The following is a 22,715-nucleotide window of genomic DNA, read 5'->3' as shown; positions in this document are numbered from 1 at the left end:
GATAAATTTATGAGCATTCAAGTACATAATATTGAGAAACATTTTGCCGATTTTCATGCATTAAAAGATATCAGCCTAAACTTTCCTGACGGTGAGCTGGTTGCATTACTTGGCCCTTCTGGTTGCGGCAAAACAACATTACTCAGAATCATTGCAGGCTTAGAACATGCCGATTCCGGACAAGTCTTACTAGAAGGTGAAGATGCGACACACTTGCATGTTCGCCAACGTCAAGTTGGATTTGTATTCCAGCATTATGCCCTGTTTCGTCATATGACAGTCTTTGAAAATGTTGCCTTTGGTTTGCGGGTACGTCCACGCTCAACCAGACCAAGTGAAGCTGAAATAAAAAAACGTGTAAACAATTTGCTGGAACTGGTACAACTCGGTTTTCTGGCAAATCGTTATCCTTCGCAATTATCCGGAGGTCAGCGTCAACGTATTGCTTTGGCTCGTGCACTAGCTGTCGAACCGCGTGTTTTATTACTAGATGAACCTTTTGGCGCACTAGATGCCAAAGTACGTAAAGAATTACGCCGCTGGTTACGAACACTGCATGATGAGTTGCATATTTCTTCAATTTTTGTAACACACGATCAAGAAGAAGCATTGGAGGTGGCCGATAAAATTGTAGTAATGAACAAGGGGCAAATCGAACAAGTTGGTACACCGCGAGAAGTTTATGAAACACCAGCCTCTTCTTTTGTATTCGACTTTTTGGGGCAAGCCAATCGCTTCGAAGGTACTGTACAAGCCAATCACTTTATCTTTGGTAACAATCAATTATTACTCTCTCAAACACAGCAGCAAGGTGACGTCGTAGCTTTTGCCCGTCCCGGAGATCTAGTTGTGCACACTACTCCTCAACAAAATGCAATTGAAGCCATTTTCCAGAAAGAATTATGGATTGCTGGGGAAATTCGTGCGGAGTTAAAAACCAAAGATCAACAGGCATTTGAAATTGCTTTATCTCCACATCAGTTTGATCAATTGCAGCTTAAACAGCAACAAACAGTCTGGGTAACCGCAGAAAATATACATTTATTTAATGCCAATGCCTAAGTCATGGATCACTGAAAAGTCAGGAGTTTATTAAATGAATTTTCAGCAACTACGTATTATTCGGGAAACTGTACGTCAAAATTATAATCTGACCGAAGCATCAGCAGTTCTGTTTACATCCCAATCCGGAGTGAGTAAACATATCAAGGATCTTGAAGATGAACTAGGCGTACAATTATTTATTCGTAAAGGCAAACGTATTTTAGGAATGACCGAACCGGGATATGCCCTGCACAAAATTGTCGAAAGAATGCTGGTTGATGCAGACAATATCAAGCGTCTGGCTGATGACTTTAATGATATTGATGAAGGAACTTTAACCATTGCCACAACCCATACACAGGCACGTTATGTTCTTCCTCCAATTATCAATAAATTTAAACGCCTATTTCCTAAAGTAAATTTAGTGCTGCAACAAGCCAATCCTTCCGAAATTTCTGAATTATTATTGCGAGGTGAAGCAGACATTGGTATTGCAACCGAACTTTTACAATCGGAAGAATTTATTGTTAGTGTGCCTTATTACCAGTGGAAACACAGTATTATCACACCCAATCAACACCCATTGGCGAGTTTAACAAACATCCAGCTTCAGGATCTGCAAAAATATCCACTGATCACCTATCATGAAGGATTCACTGGACGAGCCAAAATTGATAAAGCATTTAAAGATGCCAATATCGATGTTGATATTGTTATGACAGCATTGGATTCTGATGTTATTAAAACTTATATTGAACTTGGTTTAGGGATAGGTATTGTCAACAGTCTAGCTTATGATCCCAAACGTGACATTCATTTAAGTAAAATTGATACGGATTTATTTGGTGAAAATACTACCTGGATTGCCGTCAGGAAAGGATTCTTATTAAGAGGATTCGGCTATGATTTTATTTCTTTATGCTATCCTGATGCAGATATCCGAACATTAAAAACAGCCGCCTATCCATAAAATTTAAATATAAAAAAGCCTGTTAATGTAATCATTAACGGGCTTTTTTATGGCTAGATTTTCTAATTTATGCCGATTTTCTTGCCTGAGCATTCTTGCGGATAGTAATCATAATCAACTGTACCGCAGCAGGTGTTACCCCAGGAATACGATTGGCCTGTGCCAAGGTTTCCGGTAATATAGTTTTTAATTTCTGTGTAATTTCACGAGATAATCCGGAAATTACATCATAATCAAAATCGGCAGGAATTCTGGTTTCTTCCAAACGTTTTAACTGTGCAACATCATCTTGTTGACGATGAATGTAACCTTCATATTTCACTGCGATTTCAATTTGCTCACCAACCTGTTCAGATACTTGTGATCCGGTTAATTCCGCAATTTGGGTAAAGTTAATATTTGGACGTTTAAGTAAATCGATTGCACTACATTCTTTACTTAAATCTGCACCAGTCATTTCCACGAATTTTTTACCCATTGGATTATTTGGTGCTGCCCATAACTGTGATAAACGCGAAGTTTCCTGTTCAACTGCTTCCATTTTTTGACAGTATGCTGCCCAACGATCATCATCGACTAAACCAAGTTCACGACCAATAGCGGTTAAACGCTGATCGGCATTGTCCTCACGCAACATCAAACGATATTCCGCACGTGAAGTAAACATACGATACGGTTCTTTGGTACCCAGTGTAATCAGATCATCCACCAATACTCCCATATAGGCCTGATCACGTTTCGGAGTCCATTGTGGCTGATCCCATGCACGGCGAGCTGCGTTTAAACCAGCCAATAATCCTTGTGCTCCAGCTTCTTCATAACCTGTTGTCCCATTAATCTGACCGGCAAAATACAAGTTCTGAATGGCTTTAGTTTCCAAAGTAAATTTTAAAGCCTGCGGATTGAAATAATCATATTCAATCGCATAACCCGGACGCAAAATATGTGCATTTTCCATACCACGGATTGAACGCACCAGATTAAATTGCACATCAAACGGCAAGGAGGTTGAAATACCATTTGGATAAAGCTCATGTGTATCCAGACCTTCCGGCTCCAAAAAGACTTGATGTGAGTCTTTGTCTGCAAAACGATGAATTTTATCTTCAATAGATGGACAGTAACGTGGGCCCACGCCTTCAATCACACCTGTATACATTGGTGAACGATCCAGCCCGGCACGAATAATATCGTGAGTCTTTTCATTGGTATGTGTGATATAACAATTGATTTGTTGTGGATGCATTGATACATCCCCCATAAATGACATGACAGGCGATGGAAAATCTCCCGGCTGAGGTGTCATTACAGAAAAATCAACACTACGCGCATCAATTCTCGGCGGTGTCCCCGTTTTTAGACGGCCAACCGGTAATTTTAATTCACGTAAACGATGTGCCAGAGCGATAGATGGCGGATCCCCTGCACGACCACCACTGGCATTTTGTAGCCCAACATGGATCACCCCACCTAAAAAAGTTCCTGTAGTTAATACTACAGTTTTGGCATCAAAGCGAATCCCCATTTGGGTAACAACACCTTTTACCATATCGCCTTCAACAATCAGATCATCGGCTGCCTGTTGAAAGATATCCAAATGTTGTTGGTTTTCTAATGTATGTCTAATCGCAGCTTTATAGCGAATACGATCAGCTTGTGCTCTGGTGGCTCGAACCGCAGCTCCTTTACGCGAATTCAGAATACGAAACTGGATACCACCTTTATCCGCTGCCAGTGCCATTGCCCCACCTAACGCATCAATTTCACGCACCAGATGAGATTTACCAATTCCACCAATAGCCGGATTACAACTCATTTGACCTAAAGTTTCAATATTATGCGTCAGTAATAGCGTCTGTCGTCCCATACGTGCAGCAGCCAATGCGGCCTCTGTTCCTGCATGACCACCGCCAATCACAATCACATCATAAACTTTAGGATAATGCATGGTTTTATATACGCTTGAAAAAATGACGCAATATTTTAACAAAAAACTTAAGCAATGACTTTTGATTTTACAATTTTATTTATAACTTGAGCAGAACATGAACATATTGCCACACTTTCTTGCACGAATGCAGTATAAGCATACTGCTATTTTGGTTAGAAATATATCATATTGAAAATATGTAATTTCATCACCACGATGCGAGGAAAAATCATGAAAAATGTAATGCTTAAAATAATCTGTTTATCAACGGTATGTATAACAGGCATGGCGTATGCAGCGCCAGATCCACTAGAAGCACGTTACACTAAAGTTTGTAAGGGGAAAAAAGAAGGACGACCGATCTCATTTGCACATAAAGGCGTGCTATTCAATGGAACATGTGTTGCTGGAGAAAAAGGATTAGTATTCCAACCACCATTACCGCCATCTGGTGGAGAGGACACACAAACCCAAGGTAGTTTATCTGAAACACGCTCTGAACCACGTCCTGTTTCGGCGCCATATCCAGCAGCTCCTGAGCAGCAACCGCCTCAACAGTATGATATACAAGCAGCACCACAACCGCCAGCACCTCCTTCTTCCATAGAATAATATTGGCGTGATTTTTAAAATTTATGATATGACCGAGCTATAACACAGCTCGGTTTTTATATTGTCTGGATTTTCAAATCCAATACAATTTCTAAACCATATAGATTATTTATTGTTCACATTATTAGTAACTTACTTTTGTAATCTATTTTGCATAATATTTTGTTTTTTAAACTTATTATAAAGGCTGTAAGAATTTTTATCCTGTGTTGGTGCTGTATTCAAATTTAAACTATTGTCTGGTTGTAATGAATAATATTGTTGTGTGGATGAGCGCTGCGGATTTAAGGTTGTGTCCGGATCACCATATACATTCTTAATAATAGATGTGCCATTTTTTTTAGATTGTAATGACGATTGGCTATAGGGATTTAAATCACTACCTATAGCAGAAGAATTGATCATATTTGCTGTCCCATAACCACTACTCATGTCGGCATGACAAATAGAAGTCACGCTGATGCAAATACCCCATATTGCCAAAAATTTCATTTTTACATCCCATGATTAACTTGGACTTTACATTATGGTTTTTTATTAACAAAAGATAGTAATATCACGTAATCACATCAATTATAAAAAACAACTTTACTATTTTATTCTGTCGTTACTTTTAAATTATTCATCTCATCTTTTCAGCATGCATACCAAGGATACTTTATTCATATATTGGAAGATAGAAAAATACTTTATATCCTTCGTGATATGACAGTAATTCATACCATCAAAAATTTAATATTTTCTGTTTTTTAATCTCATATTTTTATAGACAGTTGTTATAGAAATCTTTAATGTTAAGCGCATTATATTTATACAAATTCCAGTTTAAATTCCATGATACAGTATACTTATTTACCTATTGGCCTTACCGTTATTGTTCTGGCATTAAGTGGTTGTCAGGTTGTCAGTGTCAAACAACAGAAACTAGGCATTACCATGAGTAGTGAGCGTGATAGCATTCTGACTCAGGACAAGCTAAGTGAAGCCAGTCTAAATGTACTGTCGATGACTGGACGAGAAGCAAAAAAATGTATTGTTGATCCCGAAGGATGCCTACACGATATTCAGCAAATCCCTGAAGTTCCTGATGAGCAATTTTTATCCACTGGTAGTGAAATTTATTTGGCAAATGCGAACCAACTTAAAAGTGATTCACAGTGTAATGCAAAAAATTTAGAAAAAAAGTTTAAGGATGATCAAACCAAACAAGAAATAACACAACAATATCAATCCTGTATGCGTAATCAGTTAGAAGCACTGAATCAATCCATTCGATATAGCTATGCCTATCTTTTTTCAAGTAAACGCCCGCCACAACAAAGATTATTTGATAACAGACAAGTGCAGGTACGGGATTTTTATAATCAGGCAATCGCTAACTTAATTAATATTTATAATGACCAGACAACTCAAGCTCCAACCAATTTCAACAAACCTATTTTAATTGGTAAAAGTCGTTATCATATAGACCTTAGTCAATATCCCAGCTTGCATCTGGATCAGGTTGATAAGTTAATTTCAACTTATAATCTGAAATTTTCAGGATTGCGTTCAATGAGTCGCCGTGATGGCTTTGGCTCTGAATTTGTCATTGAAATGAAAAAAGATCAAGAAAAACAATTTAATCAGTATATGCCTAATCCATTTGTACAATCCAAAGATTTAAAGGATCATCCAAATATTCATCAAGCCCTCTATGTTCCTGCAACAATCGTAATTGAACCACAACATAAAAATAGTTTAAAAGAAATTCTTAATGATTCTGATCTACAACTTCGTGTCATTGATCCCAATCTATATCTTGAAATTCATATTGAACAACAAAAATATCCTTTAGCTGCGAATTTTTCAGCACCTTATGGTTTATGGTTGGCAAATAATAAATTAGGCGCTTCAGCTTATTTAAGCCTGATTGATCGTGAAAAGAATTTAGTCATGCCGCATTTATTTATGCTTGAACCATATAATCCAAATAAAAAAATCATTGTTATGATTCACGGCCTAGCCAGCAGCCCTGAGGCGTGGATTGCGGTCACCAATGACATTATGGGAGATACAACACTCAGAGATAACTTTCAGGTTTGGCAAATTTTTTATTCCACAAATATGCCAATTATTGAAAGTCGTTATCAGATTTATGCTTTACTAAAACAATCATTTGATCAACTGGCTGTACAATTCCCTAATAAACCACCCTCTCATACAGTTTTGATTGGTCATAGTATGGGGGGGGTAATTAGTCGCTTATTAGTTAGCGACAATGATTTTACCCCACAGATTCTAGAATACTTACAGAAAAAAGATTTTAAACAATATCAGGAAATTAAGGATTTTCCACTTGCACATCAACGTTTAGCAATGCATGCGCTTGTCCCTCCAGTTGATCGTGCAATATTTATTTCTTCGCCTTTTCAAGGAACAGACTATGCAGATCGTTGGTTTACACTTGTGGCAAGAAAAATCATTCGTTTACCACAAAGTTTTATTTCTGCAACACTTGATACAATCACGCATGGCATAAATAGCGAACAGCTTAATCCTAAAGAATTAATTGATCACTTTGGACGAGATTTGATACAAAATGGTCCAAGCGATCTCAGTAAAAAATCTGCATTTACTCAAATTACCGAAAATGCACAAATTTCGCCTCAAGTAAAATATCATTTAATTATTGGAAACAATACAGATGCGATTGATCCGGATAAAATGACAGATGGTGTTGTCACTTATCAAAGTGCACACTTAGATCATGCTCAATCTGAAAAAATTATTCATGGAGGACATTCCATTCAATACACACCTGAAGCAGTACTTGAGTTGCGACGTATTTTACGGTTACATTTAACTGAACTTGGTAAATATCAACCTTAATTTATATAATATTATCTTGTTTACTCCATTGAAGTTAAAAAATTATATTTCAATGGAGTTATTGAATACCACAAATTATTTGAAAAAACCTAATGATCAAATTAAAGCTCGTTTTGCAACGATTATGCCGTTGTTATCTGCATAAATATAATCGCCCTGTGCAATTTCGACATCACCAAAATATACGGTCAAACCGATTTCGCCAACTCCCTTTCGTGTGCTTTTTTGTGGAATCGCAGCCAATGCCTGCACACCTAAATCCAATGTAGCAATTGCATCGACATCCCGCACACAACCATAAATAATCACACCATTCCAATGATTCTTCACAGCGGATTCGGCGATTAAATCTCCCATTAATGCACAACGTATAGATGCTCCACCATCCACAACCAACACTTTTCCACTTCCGTCTGTTGCCAGTAATTCTTTGACTCTTGAATTATCCTCAAAACACTTCACCGTTACAACTTGGCCGCCAAATGTAATTCTTGCACCAAAATTTTTAAATGATTTACCATCAATTGAAGGTGAAACCACCTGTAAGTTCTTATCTGAATGACCATCCAACAAATCACAAGTGACAAAATCAGCACACATTTTTTTCTCCATTCTTTAACTAGAGTATTCTTTTACCTCTTGTACTTCTTAATGTACAGAGATGTAAGACTAAGGCATAATTTTTTACATAAATCTAATTAATCATTTATTTCTTCATAAAAATTATAGATAATAAGAATGAATTTTAAATGTTAATTAGTCGCAAAATATGTTAAAGCTCACCGGAATCTTCTTTAGCTTTATTGGCTATATCGTGCTGTACCTTAGTCATTCGAATCAAGCAATTCTAAAACAAACGTTGCCAAAGATCTGGCAATATACGGGAATTTTCTTTAGCTTTATTGGCCTAATTTTTTTGCTATGTAGTTTAAGTAAGTTAGTGGCAGTATTGATGTGGTTAGCAATTCTGACATTTGTCTGGTCTTTTTTGCCATTTATTCCTTTATTCAAGCGAGCTAATTCATAAATGATTAAAACTAAACAAAAAATTCAGCCCGACTGGTGGACTAAAACTTTTGCTGGCCTGATTCTTGGTTTAAGTCTGTCAATCGCAATCGGTTCGTTAATCTCTATAGTTTCAATGGGGCATTTTGATCGTATGTTAGTTCCACAACTTGGAATGTGGGCAATTCCCTGGCTCTGGATGATTGTATTTTTTGCAGCTTATTTTTTTCAAAAAGGCTGGCATGCGGTTTTATGTTATTTCATTCTAAATATCATTACATTTAGTTGTGTATTTCTACTCAGAGGTTAACCATGAAAGTTCGTGCAGATATTATCAAGGTCGCTAAAAACCTGCATACTTGGGTAGGCATCACCGCAGGAATTTTTCTCTTTATTTGTTTTTTTGCTGGTGGTTTAACCATGTTCCAGCATGATCTTAGTCGATGGGCTGCTCCAACACAACAGCAATTACCCAAAATTGAGTTAAATCAATACAATCACTTAATTGAAGAAGTACAAAAACGCTATCCAGAAACTCATCAATCTTTTTTAATTAATTTTTCTGCAAAAGAAGGTTTTAATGCACCTATGCAATGGGAGCCGGCTCATAGTTCCGATCATGATGATCACGGTTTTAATGCAGCTCAAGGCACCATGCTTGCCTCTTTAGATCAGCAAGGCAATTTAATTGTCCAACAACAAAATGTGTCAAAAATTGGCTGGTTAATTGAACAGTTACATGAAACTGCAGGAATTCCAGGAACATTAGGGCATCATACGATCGGTGTATATGTCATGGGAATTGTTGCTGTCCTCTACTTTCTTGCAATCATGTCCGGATTAATTGTACTACTTCCAACACTAGTAAAGGATTTCTTTGCCATTCGTCCAGGAAAAAATAAAAAGCGTTTTTGGTTGGATACACATAATGTGATTGGTATCACCAGCCTGCCTTTTCATATCATTATTGCAATCTCGGTCATTGTTTTTGCATTCCATGATTTATTCTATGTTGCACTTGGTAAATTAGCATTTAAAGACCAGCCGCTATTTGAGCGGCCAGCGCCAATGGTTATTGAACAAAAACAACCTAAACTGGATATTGAAAAAATTTATCATCGTATTCACCAACAAACACCAAATTATCAGATTTTAGGTTTATCCTTACGTGGCCTAGATAAGCCAGCTCAAGCCAATACATTTGCGGCAGTATATAATCCTGACCAAATGCTACGTGGCGATAATTTTGATTATCTTTCTTTTAATCCTTATCAGACAAGTGCTTATAACTTATCAACACTAGACACTCATGCTAGTAATGCCGATCGCTTTATTAAATCTATGTTTGCAATACATTTTGGTAATTATGGTGGTGATGTCACACGCTGGATATATCTGGTGTTTGGTTTAGCAGGTGCATATTTATTCTATTCCGGTAATATTCTTTGGGTAGAATCCAGATTAAAAAAACAAAAAACACCCAATCAAAATATACCGATACAACGTAAAGATGTCAGATTTATGGCTAATCTCACGATTGGTAGTTGTTTAGGTTGCATGTTGGCAATTGTGGCCTGTTTATTTTTGTCACGCTGGTACAATTTATTTATTTTAGATATTACCAGTATAAATCACTACTTAATGTACAGTTATTATGTACTGTTCCTGTTGATTGTCATTTATAGTTTTTTGATAGGTGCAGCCAAAGCCTTACCTCAATTATTATTAATGATTTCAATTTTTTGTTTTATGATTCCATTCACTACATTGATTGCCATAATTTTTCCACAATCAGGATTATTTTATGCAAAGGATTTATATTTAATTGATCTGATTATTCTCGGATTCTCAATACTTTTCTTAGGTTTTTATCAACAAGCTAAAAAGCGTTTGAAAAATGCACCTGAAGGTTCAATATGGTCACCCATAAAACAGTGAATATTTATTTTTAGATGTTCATTTTGTCTGGTGATCGTTAGCCAAATCTAGTACACCTATTACGAAAATAATGAAAGTTCTTAGATTATCCCTATAGAAAAATCCAAGAACTTTTCATAAAACTTCCAATCGCAATCGAGATATGCGCAGTATTGTTAATTCAAGCTGCTTGAATTAGCCCCATAGTGCCATTAACAATCATATCAATTGCAATAGTCCCAATTAATAATGCAGATAAACGGCCAACAATATCGAAATAATAGTCAATATATTTTGCATGCTTATCTCGTAAATTATCATGTGCATATTTCATTAAAATCAAAATACTACAAGTTAAAAATAAAGTAACTGCAATCGTGGCAACTACACCCAATATCGGTAAATTCATGCCTGTTATCACTGCTGCACCAATAGTTCCCGGCCCAATCATAAATGGCATAGCAATTTGGGTAGCCAAATGCTCAGGTGCACCACGAATTTCACCAATCGTATCCGCACCCTGAAATACATAACGATAGCCGATTACCAAAAAAATAATTCCACCAAAGATCTGAAAAGACTCAAAACGAACATTTAGATAACGATTAAAAACAGCTTCACCGCCCCAAGCAAAAAACAAAAAAACCAGATAAGCAATCAAACTTCCCTGTATTAATGCCTTGTTGAATGTTTTGGCTTCTGAATTGCGAATCATGCCAATCATGTAAATACTCATTAAAAATGGATTGAGTAATGAAAAAAATAAAGCAAAAGAATGGATATATGTAGTGAACATTAATCTCGCTCATTTATTTGATTTTGGTTAATACATATATACTAACATATTGAGCATTATGGACTTTTCCACGAAAGATTAGTTTTGTTATTATATTTATCATTTTTATTTTAAAATGTGATTTTGAATCATCCACTGACGAATATGTATCATGGTTTTTGGTAAAGTTTCGCCCATGATATACATGTGATCGGCACCCTGTAGAATAACACATGTTGATTGACGATAACGCTGTGCAGTAGTTTGACTAATTTTATCGACAACCACTTTATCATCTGTACCACTAATGACTAAAACAGGAAGGTCAACAGCTTGTGTATTTACCTGAGCTGTATATCCAGGATCCAAAAACCATAACGCCATTTCTGCATAAACTCGCCCTGATTCAGCCACCAGCTTGGCAAAAAATTGCTGTTGATCTGATGCAGATTGACGATTCATAACATATTTCTGCACAGTTTTTTTATTAGGTAATAACGGTTTTTTCCAGAATCCCCAGCGTAGAAAATGCTGATAAAAACTGGCAATCATTGTAGGATATAAGGCATAAATCCCTGCCATCGGCGCAGTACCTAACAAGATCATGCCACAACACTGCTCTGGATGTTTTGCAACCAATAATTGAGCAAGTAAACCGCCCAGTGAATGACCGACAACAATGGCGGGTTGATCAAATGACAATAATATTTCTTCTAAATCAAAGATATAATCCTGTAAACTGACTGTGGCAACAAGATTTTGCATTTCTGAAAAAGCCAACTCGTGATAGCGTAAAGATGGTGCGTACACATCAAATCCAAGCTGTTGTAATTGAGGAACAAAATCTCCCCAACATTTTGACGTACACCATGTTCCATGAATTAATAGTAAAGGTCTTTTTGTTGCCATCTCATTTCCATTTAAAATTACTTTCAACTCGCTTTAGCCATTATCTCTTACTCGTGTCAGACAAGCACTTATCTTGTCGCATATTTAAAATTCTTCTCTATGATATCTAAATGATAACCCATAAGACATCATTTTATCTGACCTTAAAAACGTTTATTTACTCACTGTCACTATTTTTGTAAGATAAAAATTCATTATTACCGGTGAATGCTATGAGCCACGATCACTCCCATGATCATCATGACCACGATCATGTACCAAATAATAAGAAAATTCTCCTGCTTAGTTTTATTTTAATTAGTGTTTTTATGGTAGTTGAATTTATTGGTGGTTTTTTCACCAATAGTTTAGCACTAATTTCTGATGCTGGTCACATGCTTAGCGATAGCGTTGCGTTGGGTATTGCTTTAGCTGCGGTATATATTGGACAACGTGCCAGTAATATGCGACATAGCTTTGGCTACCAGCGCTTTGAAATTCTCGCAGCATCAATAAATGGCTTAACTCTGGTTGTTATTGCGCTTTATATTTTTATTGAAGCTCTGGTTCGTTTTCGTACTCCACAAGAAATTAATATTCAAGGCATGTTAATTATCAGTAGTTTAGGTCTACTAATTAATATTATTGTGGCATGGATGATGTTCAGCGGCAGTGATACCCAGCATGATTTAAACATGCGTGGTGCTTTTTTACATGTGCTAAGTGATTTACTCGGTTCAGTTGGTGCAATTTCAGCTGCCTTATGTATTTATTTTTTTGATTGGAAATGGGCAGATCCTCTTGCCAGTGTTCTGGTAGCAATTTTAGTCTTGCGAAGTGGTGCAAGTATTACTTTCAAAGCTGGTCATATTTTGATGCAAGGAACTCCAGATCGCTTTGATCCAGAAAAAATAAAACAGCAAATTCTTCAATTAAAAGATATTATTGATGTTCACGATTTACATCTCTGGAGTTTAAATAGTAAACGCTATATTTTAAGTTGTCACATCGTTGTAAATGACGATATGACAATGTCTAAAGTGCAGGAAATATTATTTGAAGTGGAAAACTCAATTAAAAAATTAGGTATTGAACATACAACAATCCAGACAGAAACTCGGGATCATCAACATCACCGTACTTGTAGCTTAGAAATTCCACATCAACATGGTCATGACCATCAACACGATCATGACCACCAGCATTAAGCTAAAAATGGCTGTATCACCATAATTACACCCAAAATAAAGAAAATTGCCGCAGCAATTTTATGAATTAAAGCGATCGGTAAACGATTAGCCATTTTATCCCCAATAATTACTGCTGGTGCATTGGCAATCATCATTCCGGCAGTTGTTCCCATAATCACAGATAATAAACTATCAAATCGTGCAGATAATGCCACTGTTGCAATTTGGGTTTTATCACCCATTTCAGCAAGGAAAAATAAAATAAATGTTGTAGTAAATACGCCATAACGCTGCCAACGATTGACACTCTCACTCTCATCATCCAGCTTGTCCGGAATCAGCATCCAGAATCCCATTGCGATAAATGACAGTGCAAGAATCCAGTGCATCGCTTGAGGGCTGATTAATTGTGTTAACCACTGCCCCAATGCAGCAGCAAGTGCATGATTGACAATTGTAGAAGCAAGAATCGCGATAATAATTGGAACGGGTTTACGAAATCGTGCAGCAAGCAATAATGCTAAAAGCTGGGTTTTATCACCCATTTCAGCAAGTGCAACAAGACCTGTAGAAATCAAAAAGGCTTCCATAAATTTTCTCTGGCTGGCATTTGATGACTCAAATTGACAACTATTTTTTGCCAGCCAAAAACGCTACCAATGGATAATGGCTGTTAGCTATATCCAAGTGACGACAAAAATAGTGTCAATGGTCTTGCCAGTCCAACCACAAAAATTTGTGGTAAAGATACAAACGCCATGTTTTAATCAAAAAACAAGTATGTTGACGCTTGTCACATGGGATATTTGTGCGGCTACTCCCCAAAGATTCTAAAATTATAAAGTTAATTTTTAATTTTGTCTTGTAGTAATGCTAACTTTTGCAGATTATTTGCATAAATGTACTTTGACAAAAGTGAAAATAATCTTGAATTGATAATCACTAAACATATCATGACTCAAGGTAGGGAACAAATCTGGATTTTTCCTGAGAAAGTCCAACCATGATTACGGGTTGTTCATATACACGAGCTTCAGCTAATGCAAAACTTTCAGGGAAATCTTCAGTCAATAGAGCTGCTATATAGGCAATAATATTCATGTGACAAACGACTACAATTGTTTCTGCAGTTAGGTTTGATAACCAATGTAAAGCCGGAGTTGCTGGATCATCCGGAGTAATATCTTTATATACTTGTGTAGGGATATCAGGAAAGTTCTCCTGAATATGGGCAAGTGTTTGCTGTGCACGAGTATAAGGACTCACAACAAATAAATCCGGACGGAAGTTTTCGGCAATATATTTTGCTGTTAATTCTGCCTGTTGATGCCCTCGTACTGTAAGTTGTCGAATGGCATCTTGACCAGATAAACCTGGTGCAGCTTCACCGTGACGAATCAAAATTAATTTCATAGCTTAAAAATCCAGTCTTTTCCCCAAGATTAGCAAAAAATTATGACATTTCTTGATGTGGTAAAACAAATTCTACATCACTTCTATGGCCATTTTTCATTAATGACAAGGCTATATTTAATGGTGGTGCATGTTCAAAAATGACTTCGTATAAAGCATTGGTAATTGGCATATATACATCTAATTGTGCTGCTTTATGGCGCACTTGAAGAATGGTGTTAATTCCTTCTGCTGTTTGTCCTAATTCTGCTACGGCCTCATCAAGTGTTTTTCCCAATCCTAATGAATATCCAACACGATAATTACGACTTAATGGACTATTACAAGTCGCAAATAAGTCCCCTACACCAGATAAACCCAAGAAAGTCAAAGGATTTGCTCCTTGCTTCACAGCAAAACGACTCATCTCCGCCAATGCTCGAGTGATTAGCATACTACGACCATTTTCCCCTACATTAAATGCCGCAGCCATTCCCATCGCAATCGCATAAATATTTTTTAAAGCGCCGCCCAATTCCACACCATGCACATCATCACTGGCAAACACACGAAATAAAGCGCTATGTAATGCCTGCTGCACTGCTAAGCGTACTTGTTCTGAATGGCTTGCAATGACTGTACCTGCTGGCATGCCTTCAATAATTTCTTTAGCTAGATTAGGACCTGAAAGGACACCATACGGAACTTCTGGTAACTCTTCACGAATAATTTCACTCATAAAGCAAAAGCTATCTTTTTCAATACCCTTTGTTAAAGAAATTACCGCCTGACCACTAATCATTGGTGCAATTTTTTGAATAACACTGCGAAAAGCATGACTTGGAATAGCAACCAGAATAATATCTCGATCCTTTACTGCAAAATCCAAATCAGAAGTAATTAAAAGCTGATCTTCAAGTTTAAAATCTGGTAAATAGCGTTCGTTTATTCTTGAAGTTTGAATTTGTTTCGCTGTAGCCTGATCGCGAATCCACATAATGGTATTGCAACCATTACGCGTTGAAAGATTTGCCATTGCGGTACCAAAACTTCCACCACCCAAAATTGTTACGCGAAGTTGAGGTCTGTCTGCTGCATTGACTTTGTTTTGTTCTGCAATCTCAGTAAAACTTGTGGTCTGTGACACGGATAGTCCTTAAATGCAATATATAATAAAATTAGCTAAATTCACACATTACCAATGTGATAAAAAATCTTCAACTTTCAATGGCTCTCTTGCCGGAATATCTTTAAATGCTGTGCCAATGTAAACAATACCGGTAATCACGTCATGTTCATCGCAACCCATTGCTTGTCTAAAATATGAATTTTCAGCAATATCACCTGTACGCCAAATGCTTGCAAAGCCTTGCGCCTGTAAAACCAATAATAAATTTTCAATAGCAGCGCCACAACTTAAAAGTTGTTCAAATTTCGGCACTTTAGCATGTGCTTGATATTTCATCACACATATTAATAACAATGGTGCTCGCAAAGGATGATGTTTAACACGTTCTAATTGTATCGGATCTATTTCACCCTCTTTGGCAAGACACTGTGCAATAAGTTCTCCAAAAGCAACTCGCCGATCATGGTCAATTTGAATAAACTGCCATGGATGTAATCGACGATGATCAGGTGCTGCTAAAGCTGCACCTATTGCTTGCTGTATCTGTTGCTGAGATGGTGCTGGTTCCACTAAATGTCCAATAGATTGGCGATCATTAATTAATTGTAAAACCGATTCAGTCAGCATTTGCAAACTCTCATTCTGTCGAAAAATCTATATACAATGTACCATAGCCAAAGCAACAATCCTATGCTAAGCACTTTTTTCAAATTATTAAAATGCATAAATAAAACTGATCATTTGGCAAAGGTTACAGAGTAAAACAGTTTTTTATTATCGAATTGCATAATATTTATGACGAAATTTCTTTTTATCAGGAAAGCACCATGACAACTTCATTCGTAATAAAATTAAAAATCACAATTGCAATAATACTAAGTGCAATAACACTAACTGCCTGTGTCAGCCAACAGACCTCTACACTTGCTATTCAAAAAGAAAATAATCAATTTCAGGTGACAGGTATTGGTAAAGATCAGCTTACAGCACAAAATAATGCAGTTAAAGCAGCACAACAAACCTGCAAACGTAGTATGACGCCAGTTGTTATCAATACAGCGACAAAATATAATGGTACATTGAGCGAAGAAACTGGAAAACTGATCAACCAGGCCGGCACCATTGCAGGTGCCGTAATTGGTCGTGATATAAATGTCAGTAAAGATACCGATTACAATGTTACTATGGATTTTTACTGTAAATCATAAGATTTTTGAGGGTTAGCAATAACCCTCAATTCTTGTTAGTGGTAATTTTTGCCCAATTGCTTTTTCGATATTTGGTAAATTAAATGCATCATCTTCCGATAAAAAGCTAATACTCACACCTTGTGCCCCTGCCCGACCTGTACGCCCAATACGATGCACGTAATCATCAGAGTGTTCTGGCAAAGTAAAATTAATCACATGCGATACACCATCAACATGAATCCCTCGACCTGCAACATCTGTGGCGATCATGATTCTAATTTTACCTTTTTTAAATTGATCCAGCATCTTAATACGTTTATCCTGCGCAATCTCACCTGATAAAATTCCGACTTTATAGTCATCAGATTTTAGACGATCATACAATTTACGTACCTGATCACGCCGATTAGCAAAAATCATCACTTTTTCAATAGGTTCTTGTTTTAGAATATCTTCTAGTAAACGATATTTATCACGATTGGAAACCATATACACCCGTTGTTCAACATCAGCATTGGTTTTCTTTTCAGGTTCAATCTCGACAGTAATTGGTTCATATAGCCATTGATGTGCGAGATTAAGTACATCAATATTAAAAGTTGCTGAAAATAATAAGGTTTGTCGAGCTTCTTTAGGAGGAGAATATCTGACAATACGCTTCACAGAAGGGATAAATCCCATATCTAGCATACGATCAGCTTCATCAATGACTAAAAAATCTAAACGATCCAGCCAAATTTCATGCTGTTCAATAAAGTCAATCAAACGCCCAGGTGTAGCAACCACAATATCAACAAAATTTTCTGCAAGTTGTCTTTTTTGTATGTCAAAATCCACACCTCCCAGTAAAGTTACGACATGTAACGAACTAAACTGTGTTAAATGGCGTGCGTCACTTTCTATCTGTAACGCCAATTCACGTGTAGGTGCCAGAATCAACGCACGGGCTTCGCCTCGGTAACGTGTTTCCTTGATTGGATTATTTAATAAATCATTAATAACACTAATTAAAAAAGCAGCCGTTTTTCCCGTTCCAGTTTGTGCACGTCCAATGGAGTCATGTCCTGCTAAAGTAAATTTCAACACTTTTTGCTGAATTGGCGTCATTTGCGTGTAGCCTAAATGATCAATGGCCTGTTTTAATTGTGGATGCAAATGCAATACGTCAAATTCACTCACCATAATATCCAATCTTTAATATGTCAAAATTTTGCGTACATAGTATAAACATAAAAAACGCCCCAATAAATGCATTGAGGCGTTTTTTTAAAAAATAGGTCTTATTCTACAGAGCGAACTTCTTCCGCTTGTAAACCTTTTTGACCTTGTGCAACTGTGAATTCTACACGTTGACCGTCACGTAAAGAACGGTGGCCATCGGCTTGAATTGCACGAAAATGTACAAATACATCTTCGCCATTACTACGTTGGATAAATCCGAAACCTTTAGTATCGTTAAACCACTTTACAACACCTTGCTCACGTGCTGACATAACTATTCCTCATCGATTTTTTAAATAAAAAAGAAAGGACGCACAGGCGTTGCCAACAGCAGAGAAACACGAAACAAAAACAGCTTTGCATTGTTATTCATCGTTGTCATTCTGATAAACTTTCAACATCAACCTACCACATCCATCTGTAATTTTGTTCATTATCTTTGCTAACTATTTTGCATCAATAATCAAGTAAAAACTACGATTATGAGCTTAGCATGCTATGAAGGATATTGATACTTATTTTTTTGAAAAAAATGCATGATTTTTTTGTAAAGATATTAATCATTAATTAATACATAAAATTTAATCTTTCTCTTGACTAAATATAATTTCATCTATATAATTCACACACCTCATAACGTCCCTATCGTCTAGAGGCCTAGGACATCGCCCTTTCACGGCGGTAACCGGGGTTCGAATCCCCGTAGGGACGCCATTTTTTATGCTTGAAACACATCTACAAAATTACTGTATTTTTTTATAAATATCCTCGTAAAATAAAAGATTATCACTCACTATATATCTCTTACTAATGATTTCTCATTTTGATGACTTTTATTGTTTTGCAATTGTTGTTGAATACGGTGGATTTAGCGCTGCTGAACGTGCTACCGAAATTCCAAAATCTAAACTTAGCCGTAGAATTTATAACTTAGAGCAATATTTAGGAGTACGTTTAATCCATCGTAATTCTCGGCAATTTTCTGTGACCGATATGGGTTTAAAAATATATGATCAAGCTAAAATTATGCTGAATGCTGCACAAACAGCACAAGAGATCGTCAATAAACTCAGCGAAAGTCCTCGAGGAACCGTTAAAGTTAGTACACCTACAGATATTGCACAAAAACAATTAGCAAAAGTTTTACCTAAATTTTTACAAATGTATCCAGAAATTAATATCCAATTATTAGTAAGTAATCGACGCTACGATGTGATTAATGAAGGAATTGATGTTGCATTAAGAGTGCGTAGTCAACTGGATAATGATACTGGATTGATTGTTCGTCGATTTGCAAAAGTAGAACAACATTTATGTGCAAGCCAAGCCTATCTAAATCAATACGGCACACCGGAACATCCCGATGAATTGGCTAAACACAGAATGTTAAGCATGACTGAGCATACTCTTCAGCATGACTTAGAGCTAATATCTCCTATGGGGCACTCTCAAAAATTTAAAATTGAACCACATGTTGTTGGATTAAATTTGATGATGCTTCATCAATTAGCGAAGCAAAATTGCGGTATTGTATTATTACCAGACACCATTATTGGGGATTCAATTCAATCGGGCGAACTTATTACCGTTTTACCTGAATGGCATGCGCCTCGTGGTATTTTTCACATGGTTTATCCAAGTCGGCAAGGCATTCTTCCCGCAGTGAAGGTTTTTATTGATTTTTTAGTAGAGGAATTTACAGAATCTCATGATCCAATCTAACTTCAAAATTTTTATTTTATTAATAATGACTAAAATCTCATACTATTGATGATTGTTCCAATTATGCAACAAATTATCTTAAAACTGACACTATGCCGAAACAAGTTTTTATCTATACTACATCTACAAGCCTTTACAAAAGAATGTAAATTGAGGAAATAATATGTCATTTATCGATCAACTTAAACAGCGTCGTACCATTTACGCAATTGGTAAAAATGTTCAACAATCACCAGAACAGTTAAATGAATTAATTCATACTGCAATTAAATATGCACCATCATCATTCAACTCCCAATCTTCTCGTGCTGTTACTTTATTTGGTGAATCCCATACAAATTTCTGGGAAATTGTACGTGAAACGTTGCGTAAACTTGTTCCACCCGAAGCATTTGCTTCAACTGATAATAAAATCAATAGCTTTTCTGCTGGTTTTGCCACAGTATTATTTTATGAAGATCAATCTGTAATTACAGGATTGCAAGAACAATTTCCTGCTTATGCAGAAAATTTTCCAATATGGTCAGAGCATTCAACAGCAATGGCTCAACTTGCAGTATGGACAGCATTATCAGAAATTCATGTAGGCGCCTCATTACAGCATTACAACCCAATTATTGATGCAGAAGTTGCTCAGACTTTTGAAATCCCAGCTACATGGAAACTACGAGCACAATTAGTATTAGGTTCAATTGAAGCGCCAGCAGGCGAAAAAACATTCATTGATGATACAATTCGCTTTAAAACCTTTGCTTAATATATTTAAAAAGATAATTCTTAATAATAAAAAGTGATTTTTGTATAATATGCAAAAATCACTTTTTGAGTTCTTTTAGTATTACAACAATGATATTTAGTAATCATTTAATTCTACTTCATTTGAAGTTAATTTTATACTAAAAACTTTAAGACTATAAATAACCAAAATTAATTAGAGACATTTCATATTCAATGAAAATTTTATGCTTTAGAATATTTTTATATACTTTAGTGATATTAAACTAATGTTTGATTTTTTTTAATACTACACTTTGAAGCTTCATTTAATTATTATACTAACGTTGAAAAGAGATATATTTATATATCTTCAGTAAACTATTTCTACAACAAAAGATATGCTACTTAAGCAATAAATTACACTGTTTAATAATTATTTTCATTAAAAGATATAATTTAAAATAATTATTAAACTACTGAAATAATAAAATAAATGATAATTTGTATACCAAATATCAATACCTCCAATTAGAGGTTTTTTCGTAATTGATTGGATGACAGAAATATCGTGTCATCCAATTTTTTAGTGGATACTATTATAGATCTCTTGTAATGTATGACTTGGGTCATCAGATTTTGTAATTGGACGTCCAATCACAAGATGTGTGGCTCCATCCTGAATCGCTTGTTGAGGTGTAACAATACGTTTTTGATCATCAGAATTACTTCCTAATGGACGAATTCCTGGTGTAACCAATTGAAATCTAGGCAAAGTTATTTGGCGCAATAATGGTGCTTCTTGTGCAGAACATACTACTCCATCCAATCCACAATCTTGTGTTAATTTAGCTAGTTTTAATACCTGATCTTTAGGTTCAACATCCAAACCCAATTCAATTAAGTCTTCTCGTGCTATAGATGTTAAAACCGTTACAGCAATTAATTGTGTTTTATGTTGATGTTTTTGCAAACGTTCTACACAGGTTTCCATCATTTTTCGACCACCCATGGCATGCACATTTACCATCCAAACACCCAAATCTGCTGCTGCCAAAACGGCTTGAGCTGTTGTGTTTGGAATGTCATGAAATTTTAGATCAAGAAAAATATCAAATCCACGATCATGCAATGATTGTAAAATTTGTGGTCCAACTAAGGTAAATAATTCCTTTCCAACTTTTAATCGGCAAAGTTTAGGATCTAACTGATCAGCTAAAGCCAGTGCTTGATTGTGATTATGTACATCTAGCGCAACAATGATACTCAAAATAATTTTCCCACTTCTAATAACAAGCTTATTATAATGGCCTTTTATCTTCTGAGTGAATATCCAAGACAGTTTTTTCATGTCTAGCTACTGATGCTGCCTGAGCCGCTGCTGCTTCTGCTGTGTGAATTTGTTGTTGTCTTAAATATTCTATGTCCTTACGTAAACGTTTAATTTCCCATGTTTTTTGAATTACCTTAAATATAAGAACACCTAAGAGCAAACCGATAACAATACCTAATACCAATGTAAGCAACAACAATAAGCCTAGACGCATTGCAGGCACTTGAGTAAATAATAAATCTACTGGTAATTCTGTACCATTTTGTAATACCAATGCCAGTGCATAGGAAAATATTGCAATTAAAATGGCAATAAGTAAATAACGCATATAAACAACCTTTTTAAGAATTATTTGCCGGCTTGTTCGTTTACTGCATCACGTAATGCTTTACCCGGTTTAAAATGTGGAACAGCTTTTGCTGATACAGTGACTTTTTCACCTGTTTTAGGATTACGCCCCAGACGTGGTTGACGATGATGTAAAGCAAAACTACCAAAGCCTCTAATTTCAATACGCTGGTTAGCAGAAAGTGCCGCAATCATGTGATCTATCATAATCTTAACAGCTTCTTCAACAATTGGTTCGGCCAAATGCGGATTTTTTTCTGAAATTCTTAAAATAAGATCGGATTTATTCAGTGCTTCCGTATTCATGAGAGTGTTTCCCCTATATTTGTGTTTGCATCTTTAACAAGATAATAACCTGTTTAAATACAAAAAGGTAGCATTAGAATGATATCTGATGCTACCTTTTACACTAATATAATAAACTTTTAGCAGAAAGTTACCTAACTAAAAGATTATTAAGGCAA

General features: G+C 36.0%; 25 protein-coding genes, 1 tRNA gene and 1 riboswitch. Of the genes, 12 read left to right on the top strand and 14 right to left on the bottom strand.

Annotated elements, in window-relative coordinates:
- The first annotated feature begins 9 nt into the window (after positions 1-9).
- Positions 10-1,062, top strand: a complete 1,053-nt coding sequence (locus F4V57_RS02200; protein WP_070068679.1) for a sulfate/molybdate ABC transporter ATP-binding protein — start codon at positions 10-12, stop codon at positions 1,060-1,062.
- Between the two features lie 34 nt (positions 1,063-1,096).
- Positions 1,097-2,014 carry a CysB family HTH-type transcriptional regulator gene (locus F4V57_RS02195; protein ID WP_070068680.1) on the top strand — a complete coding sequence of 306 codons (918 nt, stop codon included), beginning with the start codon at positions 1,097-1,099 and terminating at the stop codon, positions 2,012-2,014.
- A gap of 67 nt (positions 2,015-2,081) precedes the next feature.
- Here F4V57_RS02195 and mnmG read toward each other — a convergent pair whose 3' ends face one another.
- Positions 2,082-3,962 carry a tRNA uridine-5-carboxymethylaminomethyl(34) synthesis enzyme MnmG gene (mnmG, locus tag F4V57_RS02190; protein WP_070068681.1) on the bottom strand — a complete coding sequence of 627 codons (1,881 nt, stop codon included), beginning with the start codon at positions 3,960-3,962 and terminating at the stop codon, positions 2,082-2,084.
- Positions 3,963-4,175: 213 nt separating this feature from the next.
- On the opposite strand from mnmG, the gene F4V57_RS02185 reads away from it, so the two are divergent.
- A complete protein-coding gene (locus F4V57_RS02185) occupies positions 4,176-4,556 on the top strand; it encodes a hypothetical protein (protein ID WP_081409138.1) in 381 nt (126 codons plus the stop codon).
- Between the two features lie 132 nt (positions 4,557-4,688).
- Here the strand turns inward: F4V57_RS02185 and F4V57_RS02180 are convergent, their stop codons facing one another.
- Entirely contained in the window at positions 4,689-5,048 is a 360-nt protein-coding gene (locus tag F4V57_RS02180; RefSeq protein WP_070068683.1) for a hypothetical protein, read from the bottom strand.
- A gap of 342 nt (positions 5,049-5,390) precedes the next feature.
- Between F4V57_RS02180 and F4V57_RS02175 the strand changes: the two genes are divergently transcribed.
- On the top strand, positions 5,391-7,427 hold the full coding sequence (locus F4V57_RS02175) for a lipase family alpha/beta hydrolase (RefSeq protein ID WP_070068684.1): 2,037 nt from the start codon (positions 5,391-5,393) through the stop codon (positions 7,425-7,427).
- A 96-nt stretch (positions 7,428-7,523) separates the two neighbouring features.
- Here the strand turns inward: F4V57_RS02175 and rraA are convergent, their stop codons facing one another.
- Positions 7,524-8,027, bottom strand: coding sequence for a ribonuclease E activity regulator RraA (rraA, locus tag F4V57_RS02170; protein ID WP_070068685.1), 504 nt, complete (start codon positions 8,025-8,027; stop codon positions 7,524-7,526).
- A gap of 169 nt (positions 8,028-8,196) precedes the next feature.
- Here rraA and F4V57_RS02165 point away from each other — a divergent pair, with 169 nt between their 5' ends.
- The 3 genes from F4V57_RS02165 to F4V57_RS02155 are packed head-to-tail and all read left to right on the top strand — an operon-like array spanning position 8,197 to position 10,370.
- On the top strand, positions 8,197-8,454 hold the full coding sequence (locus F4V57_RS02165) for a hypothetical protein (RefSeq protein ID WP_081409139.1): 258 nt from the start codon (positions 8,197-8,199) through the stop codon (positions 8,452-8,454).
- Positions 8,455-8,742 (top strand): hypothetical protein, encoded by a 288-nt coding sequence (locus tag F4V57_RS02160; RefSeq protein ID WP_070068686.1) that lies wholly within the window; start codon positions 8,455-8,457, stop codon positions 8,740-8,742.
- A gap of 2 nt (positions 8,743-8,744) precedes the next feature.
- Positions 8,745-10,370: a PepSY domain-containing protein gene (locus F4V57_RS02155; RefSeq protein WP_070068687.1), complete on the top strand. Its 1,626-nt coding sequence runs from the start codon at positions 8,745-8,747 to the stop codon at positions 10,368-10,370.
- 160 nt (positions 10,371-10,530) lie between these two features.
- Here the strand turns inward: F4V57_RS02155 and F4V57_RS02150 are convergent, their stop codons facing one another.
- Complete coding sequence (locus tag F4V57_RS02150) at positions 10,531-11,145, bottom strand: MarC family protein (protein WP_070068688.1); 615 nt, start codon at positions 11,143-11,145, stop codon at positions 10,531-10,533.
- Between the two features lie 105 nt (positions 11,146-11,250).
- Positions 11,251-12,033: an alpha/beta fold hydrolase gene (locus F4V57_RS02145; protein ID WP_070068689.1), complete on the bottom strand. Its 783-nt coding sequence runs from the start codon at positions 12,031-12,033 to the stop codon at positions 11,251-11,253.
- 212 nt (positions 12,034-12,245) lie between these two features.
- On the opposite strand from F4V57_RS02145, the gene F4V57_RS02140 reads away from it, so the two are divergent.
- Positions 12,246-13,220 (top strand): cation diffusion facilitator family transporter, encoded by a 975-nt coding sequence (locus F4V57_RS02140; protein WP_070068690.1) that lies wholly within the window; start codon positions 12,246-12,248, stop codon positions 13,218-13,220.
- Here the strand turns inward: F4V57_RS02140 and F4V57_RS02135 are convergent.
- The 4 genes from F4V57_RS02135 to F4V57_RS02120 form a co-directional block, all read right to left on the bottom strand.
- Positions 13,217-13,792 carry a TMEM165/GDT1 family protein gene (locus F4V57_RS02135; protein WP_070068691.1) on the bottom strand — a complete coding sequence of 192 codons (576 nt, stop codon included), beginning with the start codon at positions 13,790-13,792 and terminating at the stop codon, positions 13,217-13,219. The two genes, F4V57_RS02140 and F4V57_RS02135, sit on opposite strands and share 4 nt — an antisense overlap.
- 121 nt (positions 13,793-13,913) lie before the next feature.
- Positions 13,914-14,037: riboswitch (yybP-ykoY riboswitch) on the bottom strand.
- 116 nt (positions 14,038-14,153) lie between these two features.
- Entirely contained in the window at positions 14,154-14,615 is a 462-nt protein-coding gene (locus tag F4V57_RS02130; protein WP_070068692.1) for a SixA phosphatase family protein, read from the bottom strand.
- A 40-nt stretch (positions 14,616-14,655) separates the two neighbouring features.
- Entirely contained in the window at positions 14,656-15,714 is a 1,059-nt protein-coding gene (locus F4V57_RS02125; protein WP_141729199.1) for an NAD(P)H-dependent glycerol-3-phosphate dehydrogenase, read from the bottom strand.
- 75 nt (positions 15,715-15,789) lie between these two features.
- Positions 15,790-16,350 carry a nitroreductase family protein gene (locus tag F4V57_RS02120; RefSeq protein WP_070068694.1) on the bottom strand — a complete coding sequence of 187 codons (561 nt, stop codon included), beginning with the start codon at positions 16,348-16,350 and terminating at the stop codon, positions 15,790-15,792.
- 200 nt (positions 16,351-16,550) lie between these two features.
- Between F4V57_RS02120 and F4V57_RS02115 the strand changes: the two genes are divergently transcribed.
- Positions 16,551-16,931, top strand: coding sequence for a hypothetical protein (locus F4V57_RS02115; protein ID WP_070068695.1), 381 nt, complete (start codon positions 16,551-16,553; stop codon positions 16,929-16,931).
- A gap of 12 nt (positions 16,932-16,943) precedes the next feature.
- Here F4V57_RS02115 and rhlB read toward each other — a convergent pair whose 3' ends face one another.
- Both rhlB and F4V57_RS02105 read right to left on the bottom strand, forming a co-directional pair.
- On the bottom strand, positions 16,944-18,095 hold the full coding sequence (gene rhlB, locus F4V57_RS02110; RefSeq protein ID WP_070068696.1) for an ATP-dependent RNA helicase RhlB: 1,152 nt from the start codon (positions 18,093-18,095) through the stop codon (positions 16,944-16,946).
- Positions 18,096-18,193: 98 nt separating this feature from the next.
- Positions 18,194-18,406, bottom strand: coding sequence for a cold-shock protein (locus F4V57_RS02105; RefSeq protein WP_070068697.1), 213 nt, complete (start codon positions 18,404-18,406; stop codon positions 18,194-18,196).
- Positions 18,407-18,772: 366 nt separating this feature from the next.
- Here F4V57_RS02105 and F4V57_RS02100 point away from each other — a divergent pair.
- The 3 genes from F4V57_RS02100 (at position 18,773) to F4V57_RS02090 (ending at position 20,613) form a co-directional block, all read left to right on the top strand.
- Positions 18,773-18,848, top strand: a tRNA-Glu gene (locus F4V57_RS02100).
- Positions 18,849-18,944: 96 nt separating this feature from the next.
- The gene (locus F4V57_RS02095) at positions 18,945-19,856 is read left to right on the top strand and encodes a LysR substrate-binding domain-containing protein (RefSeq protein WP_070068698.1); all 912 of its coding nucleotides are present in this window, start codon (positions 18,945-18,947) and stop codon (positions 19,854-19,856) included.
- Positions 19,857-20,019: 163 nt separating this feature from the next.
- The gene (locus F4V57_RS02090; protein WP_070068699.1) at positions 20,020-20,613 is read left to right on the top strand and encodes a nitroreductase family protein; all 594 of its coding nucleotides are present in this window, start codon (positions 20,020-20,022) and stop codon (positions 20,611-20,613) included.
- A 543-nt stretch (positions 20,614-21,156) separates the two neighbouring features.
- Here F4V57_RS02090 and pyrF read toward each other — a convergent pair.
- From pyrF to F4V57_RS02075, 3 genes are read right to left on the bottom strand one after another with little or no spacing between them, the layout of a single operon-like run.
- Complete coding sequence (gene pyrF, locus F4V57_RS02085) at positions 21,157-21,840, bottom strand: orotidine-5'-phosphate decarboxylase (protein WP_070070121.1); 684 nt, start codon at positions 21,838-21,840, stop codon at positions 21,157-21,159.
- A 31-nt stretch (positions 21,841-21,871) separates the two neighbouring features.
- Complete coding sequence (locus F4V57_RS02080; RefSeq protein WP_070070122.1) at positions 21,872-22,231, bottom strand: lipopolysaccharide assembly protein LapA domain-containing protein; 360 nt, start codon at positions 22,229-22,231, stop codon at positions 21,872-21,874.
- 20 nt (positions 22,232-22,251) lie between these two features.
- Positions 22,252-22,557 (bottom strand): integration host factor subunit beta, encoded by a 306-nt coding sequence (locus F4V57_RS02075; RefSeq protein WP_070070123.1) that lies wholly within the window; start codon positions 22,555-22,557, stop codon positions 22,252-22,254.
- Positions 22,558-22,715 lie beyond the last annotated feature (158 nt).

The sequence above is a fragment of the Acinetobacter qingfengensis genome (assembly GCF_008693185.1).
Classification (GTDB): Bacteria; Pseudomonadota; Gammaproteobacteria; order Pseudomonadales; family Moraxellaceae; genus Acinetobacter; species Acinetobacter qingfengensis.
Note: the sequence above shows the minus strand (reverse complement) of the source record. Positions and strands in the feature narration are given on the sequence as shown.

Bases quoted from the DNA above. Each gene is read 5' to 3' on its own strand.
- F4V57_RS02200 (WP_070068679.1), top strand. From the start codon at position 10: ATGAGCATTCAAGTACATAATATTGAGAAACATTTTGCCGATTTTCAT.
- F4V57_RS02195 (WP_070068680.1), top strand. From the start codon at position 1,097: ATGAATTTTCAGCAACTACGTATTATTCGGGAAACTGTACGTCAAAAT.
- mnmG (WP_070068681.1), bottom strand. From the start codon at position 3,962: ATGCATTATCCTAAAGTTTATGATGTGATTGTGATTGGCGGTGGTCAT.
- F4V57_RS02185 (WP_081409138.1), top strand. From the start codon at position 4,176: ATGAAAAATGTAATGCTTAAAATAATCTGTTTATCAACGGTATGTATA.
- F4V57_RS02180 (WP_070068683.1), bottom strand. From the start codon at position 5,048: ATGAAATTTTTGGCAATATGGGGTATTTGCATCAGCGTGACTTCTATT.
- F4V57_RS02175 (WP_070068684.1), top strand. From the start codon at position 5,391: ATGATACAGTATACTTATTTACCTATTGGCCTTACCGTTATTGTTCTG.
- rraA (WP_070068685.1), bottom strand. From the start codon at position 8,027: ATGTGTGCTGATTTTGTCACTTGTGATTTGTTGGATGGTCATTCAGAT.
- F4V57_RS02165 (WP_081409139.1), top strand. From the start codon at position 8,197: ATGTTAAAGCTCACCGGAATCTTCTTTAGCTTTATTGGCTATATCGTG.
- F4V57_RS02160 (WP_070068686.1), top strand. From the start codon at position 8,455: ATGATTAAAACTAAACAAAAAATTCAGCCCGACTGGTGGACTAAAACT.
- F4V57_RS02155 (WP_070068687.1), top strand. From the start codon at position 8,745: ATGAAAGTTCGTGCAGATATTATCAAGGTCGCTAAAAACCTGCATACT.
- F4V57_RS02150 (WP_070068688.1), bottom strand. From the start codon at position 11,145: ATGTTCACTACATATATCCATTCTTTTGCTTTATTTTTTTCATTACTC.
- F4V57_RS02145 (WP_070068689.1), bottom strand. From the start codon at position 12,033: ATGGCAACAAAAAGACCTTTACTATTAATTCATGGAACATGGTGTACG.
- F4V57_RS02140 (WP_070068690.1), top strand. From the start codon at position 12,246: ATGAGCCACGATCACTCCCATGATCATCATGACCACGATCATGTACCA.
- F4V57_RS02135 (WP_070068691.1), bottom strand. From the start codon at position 13,792: ATGGAAGCCTTTTTGATTTCTACAGGTCTTGTTGCACTTGCTGAAATG.
- F4V57_RS02130 (WP_070068692.1), bottom strand. From the start codon at position 14,615: ATGAAATTAATTTTGATTCGTCACGGTGAAGCTGCACCAGGTTTATCT.
- F4V57_RS02120 (WP_070068694.1), bottom strand. From the start codon at position 16,350: ATGCTGACTGAATCGGTTTTACAATTAATTAATGATCGCCAATCTATT.
- F4V57_RS02115 (WP_070068695.1), top strand. From the start codon at position 16,551: ATGACAACTTCATTCGTAATAAAATTAAAAATCACAATTGCAATAATA.
- rhlB (WP_070068696.1), bottom strand. From the start codon at position 18,095: ATGGTGAGTGAATTTGACGTATTGCATTTGCATCCACAATTAAAACAG.
- F4V57_RS02105 (WP_070068697.1), bottom strand. From the start codon at position 18,406: ATGTCAGCACGTGAGCAAGGTGTTGTAAAGTGGTTTAACGATACTAAA.
- F4V57_RS02095 (WP_070068698.1), top strand. From the start codon at position 18,945: ATGATTTCTCATTTTGATGACTTTTATTGTTTTGCAATTGTTGTTGAA.
- F4V57_RS02090 (WP_070068699.1), top strand. From the start codon at position 20,020: ATGTCATTTATCGATCAACTTAAACAGCGTCGTACCATTTACGCAATT.
- F4V57_RS02080 (WP_070070122.1), bottom strand. From the start codon at position 22,231: ATGCGTTATTTACTTATTGCCATTTTAATTGCAATATTTTCCTATGCA.
- F4V57_RS02075 (WP_070070123.1), bottom strand. From the start codon at position 22,557: ATGAATACGGAAGCACTGAATAAATCCGATCTTATTTTAAGAATTTCA.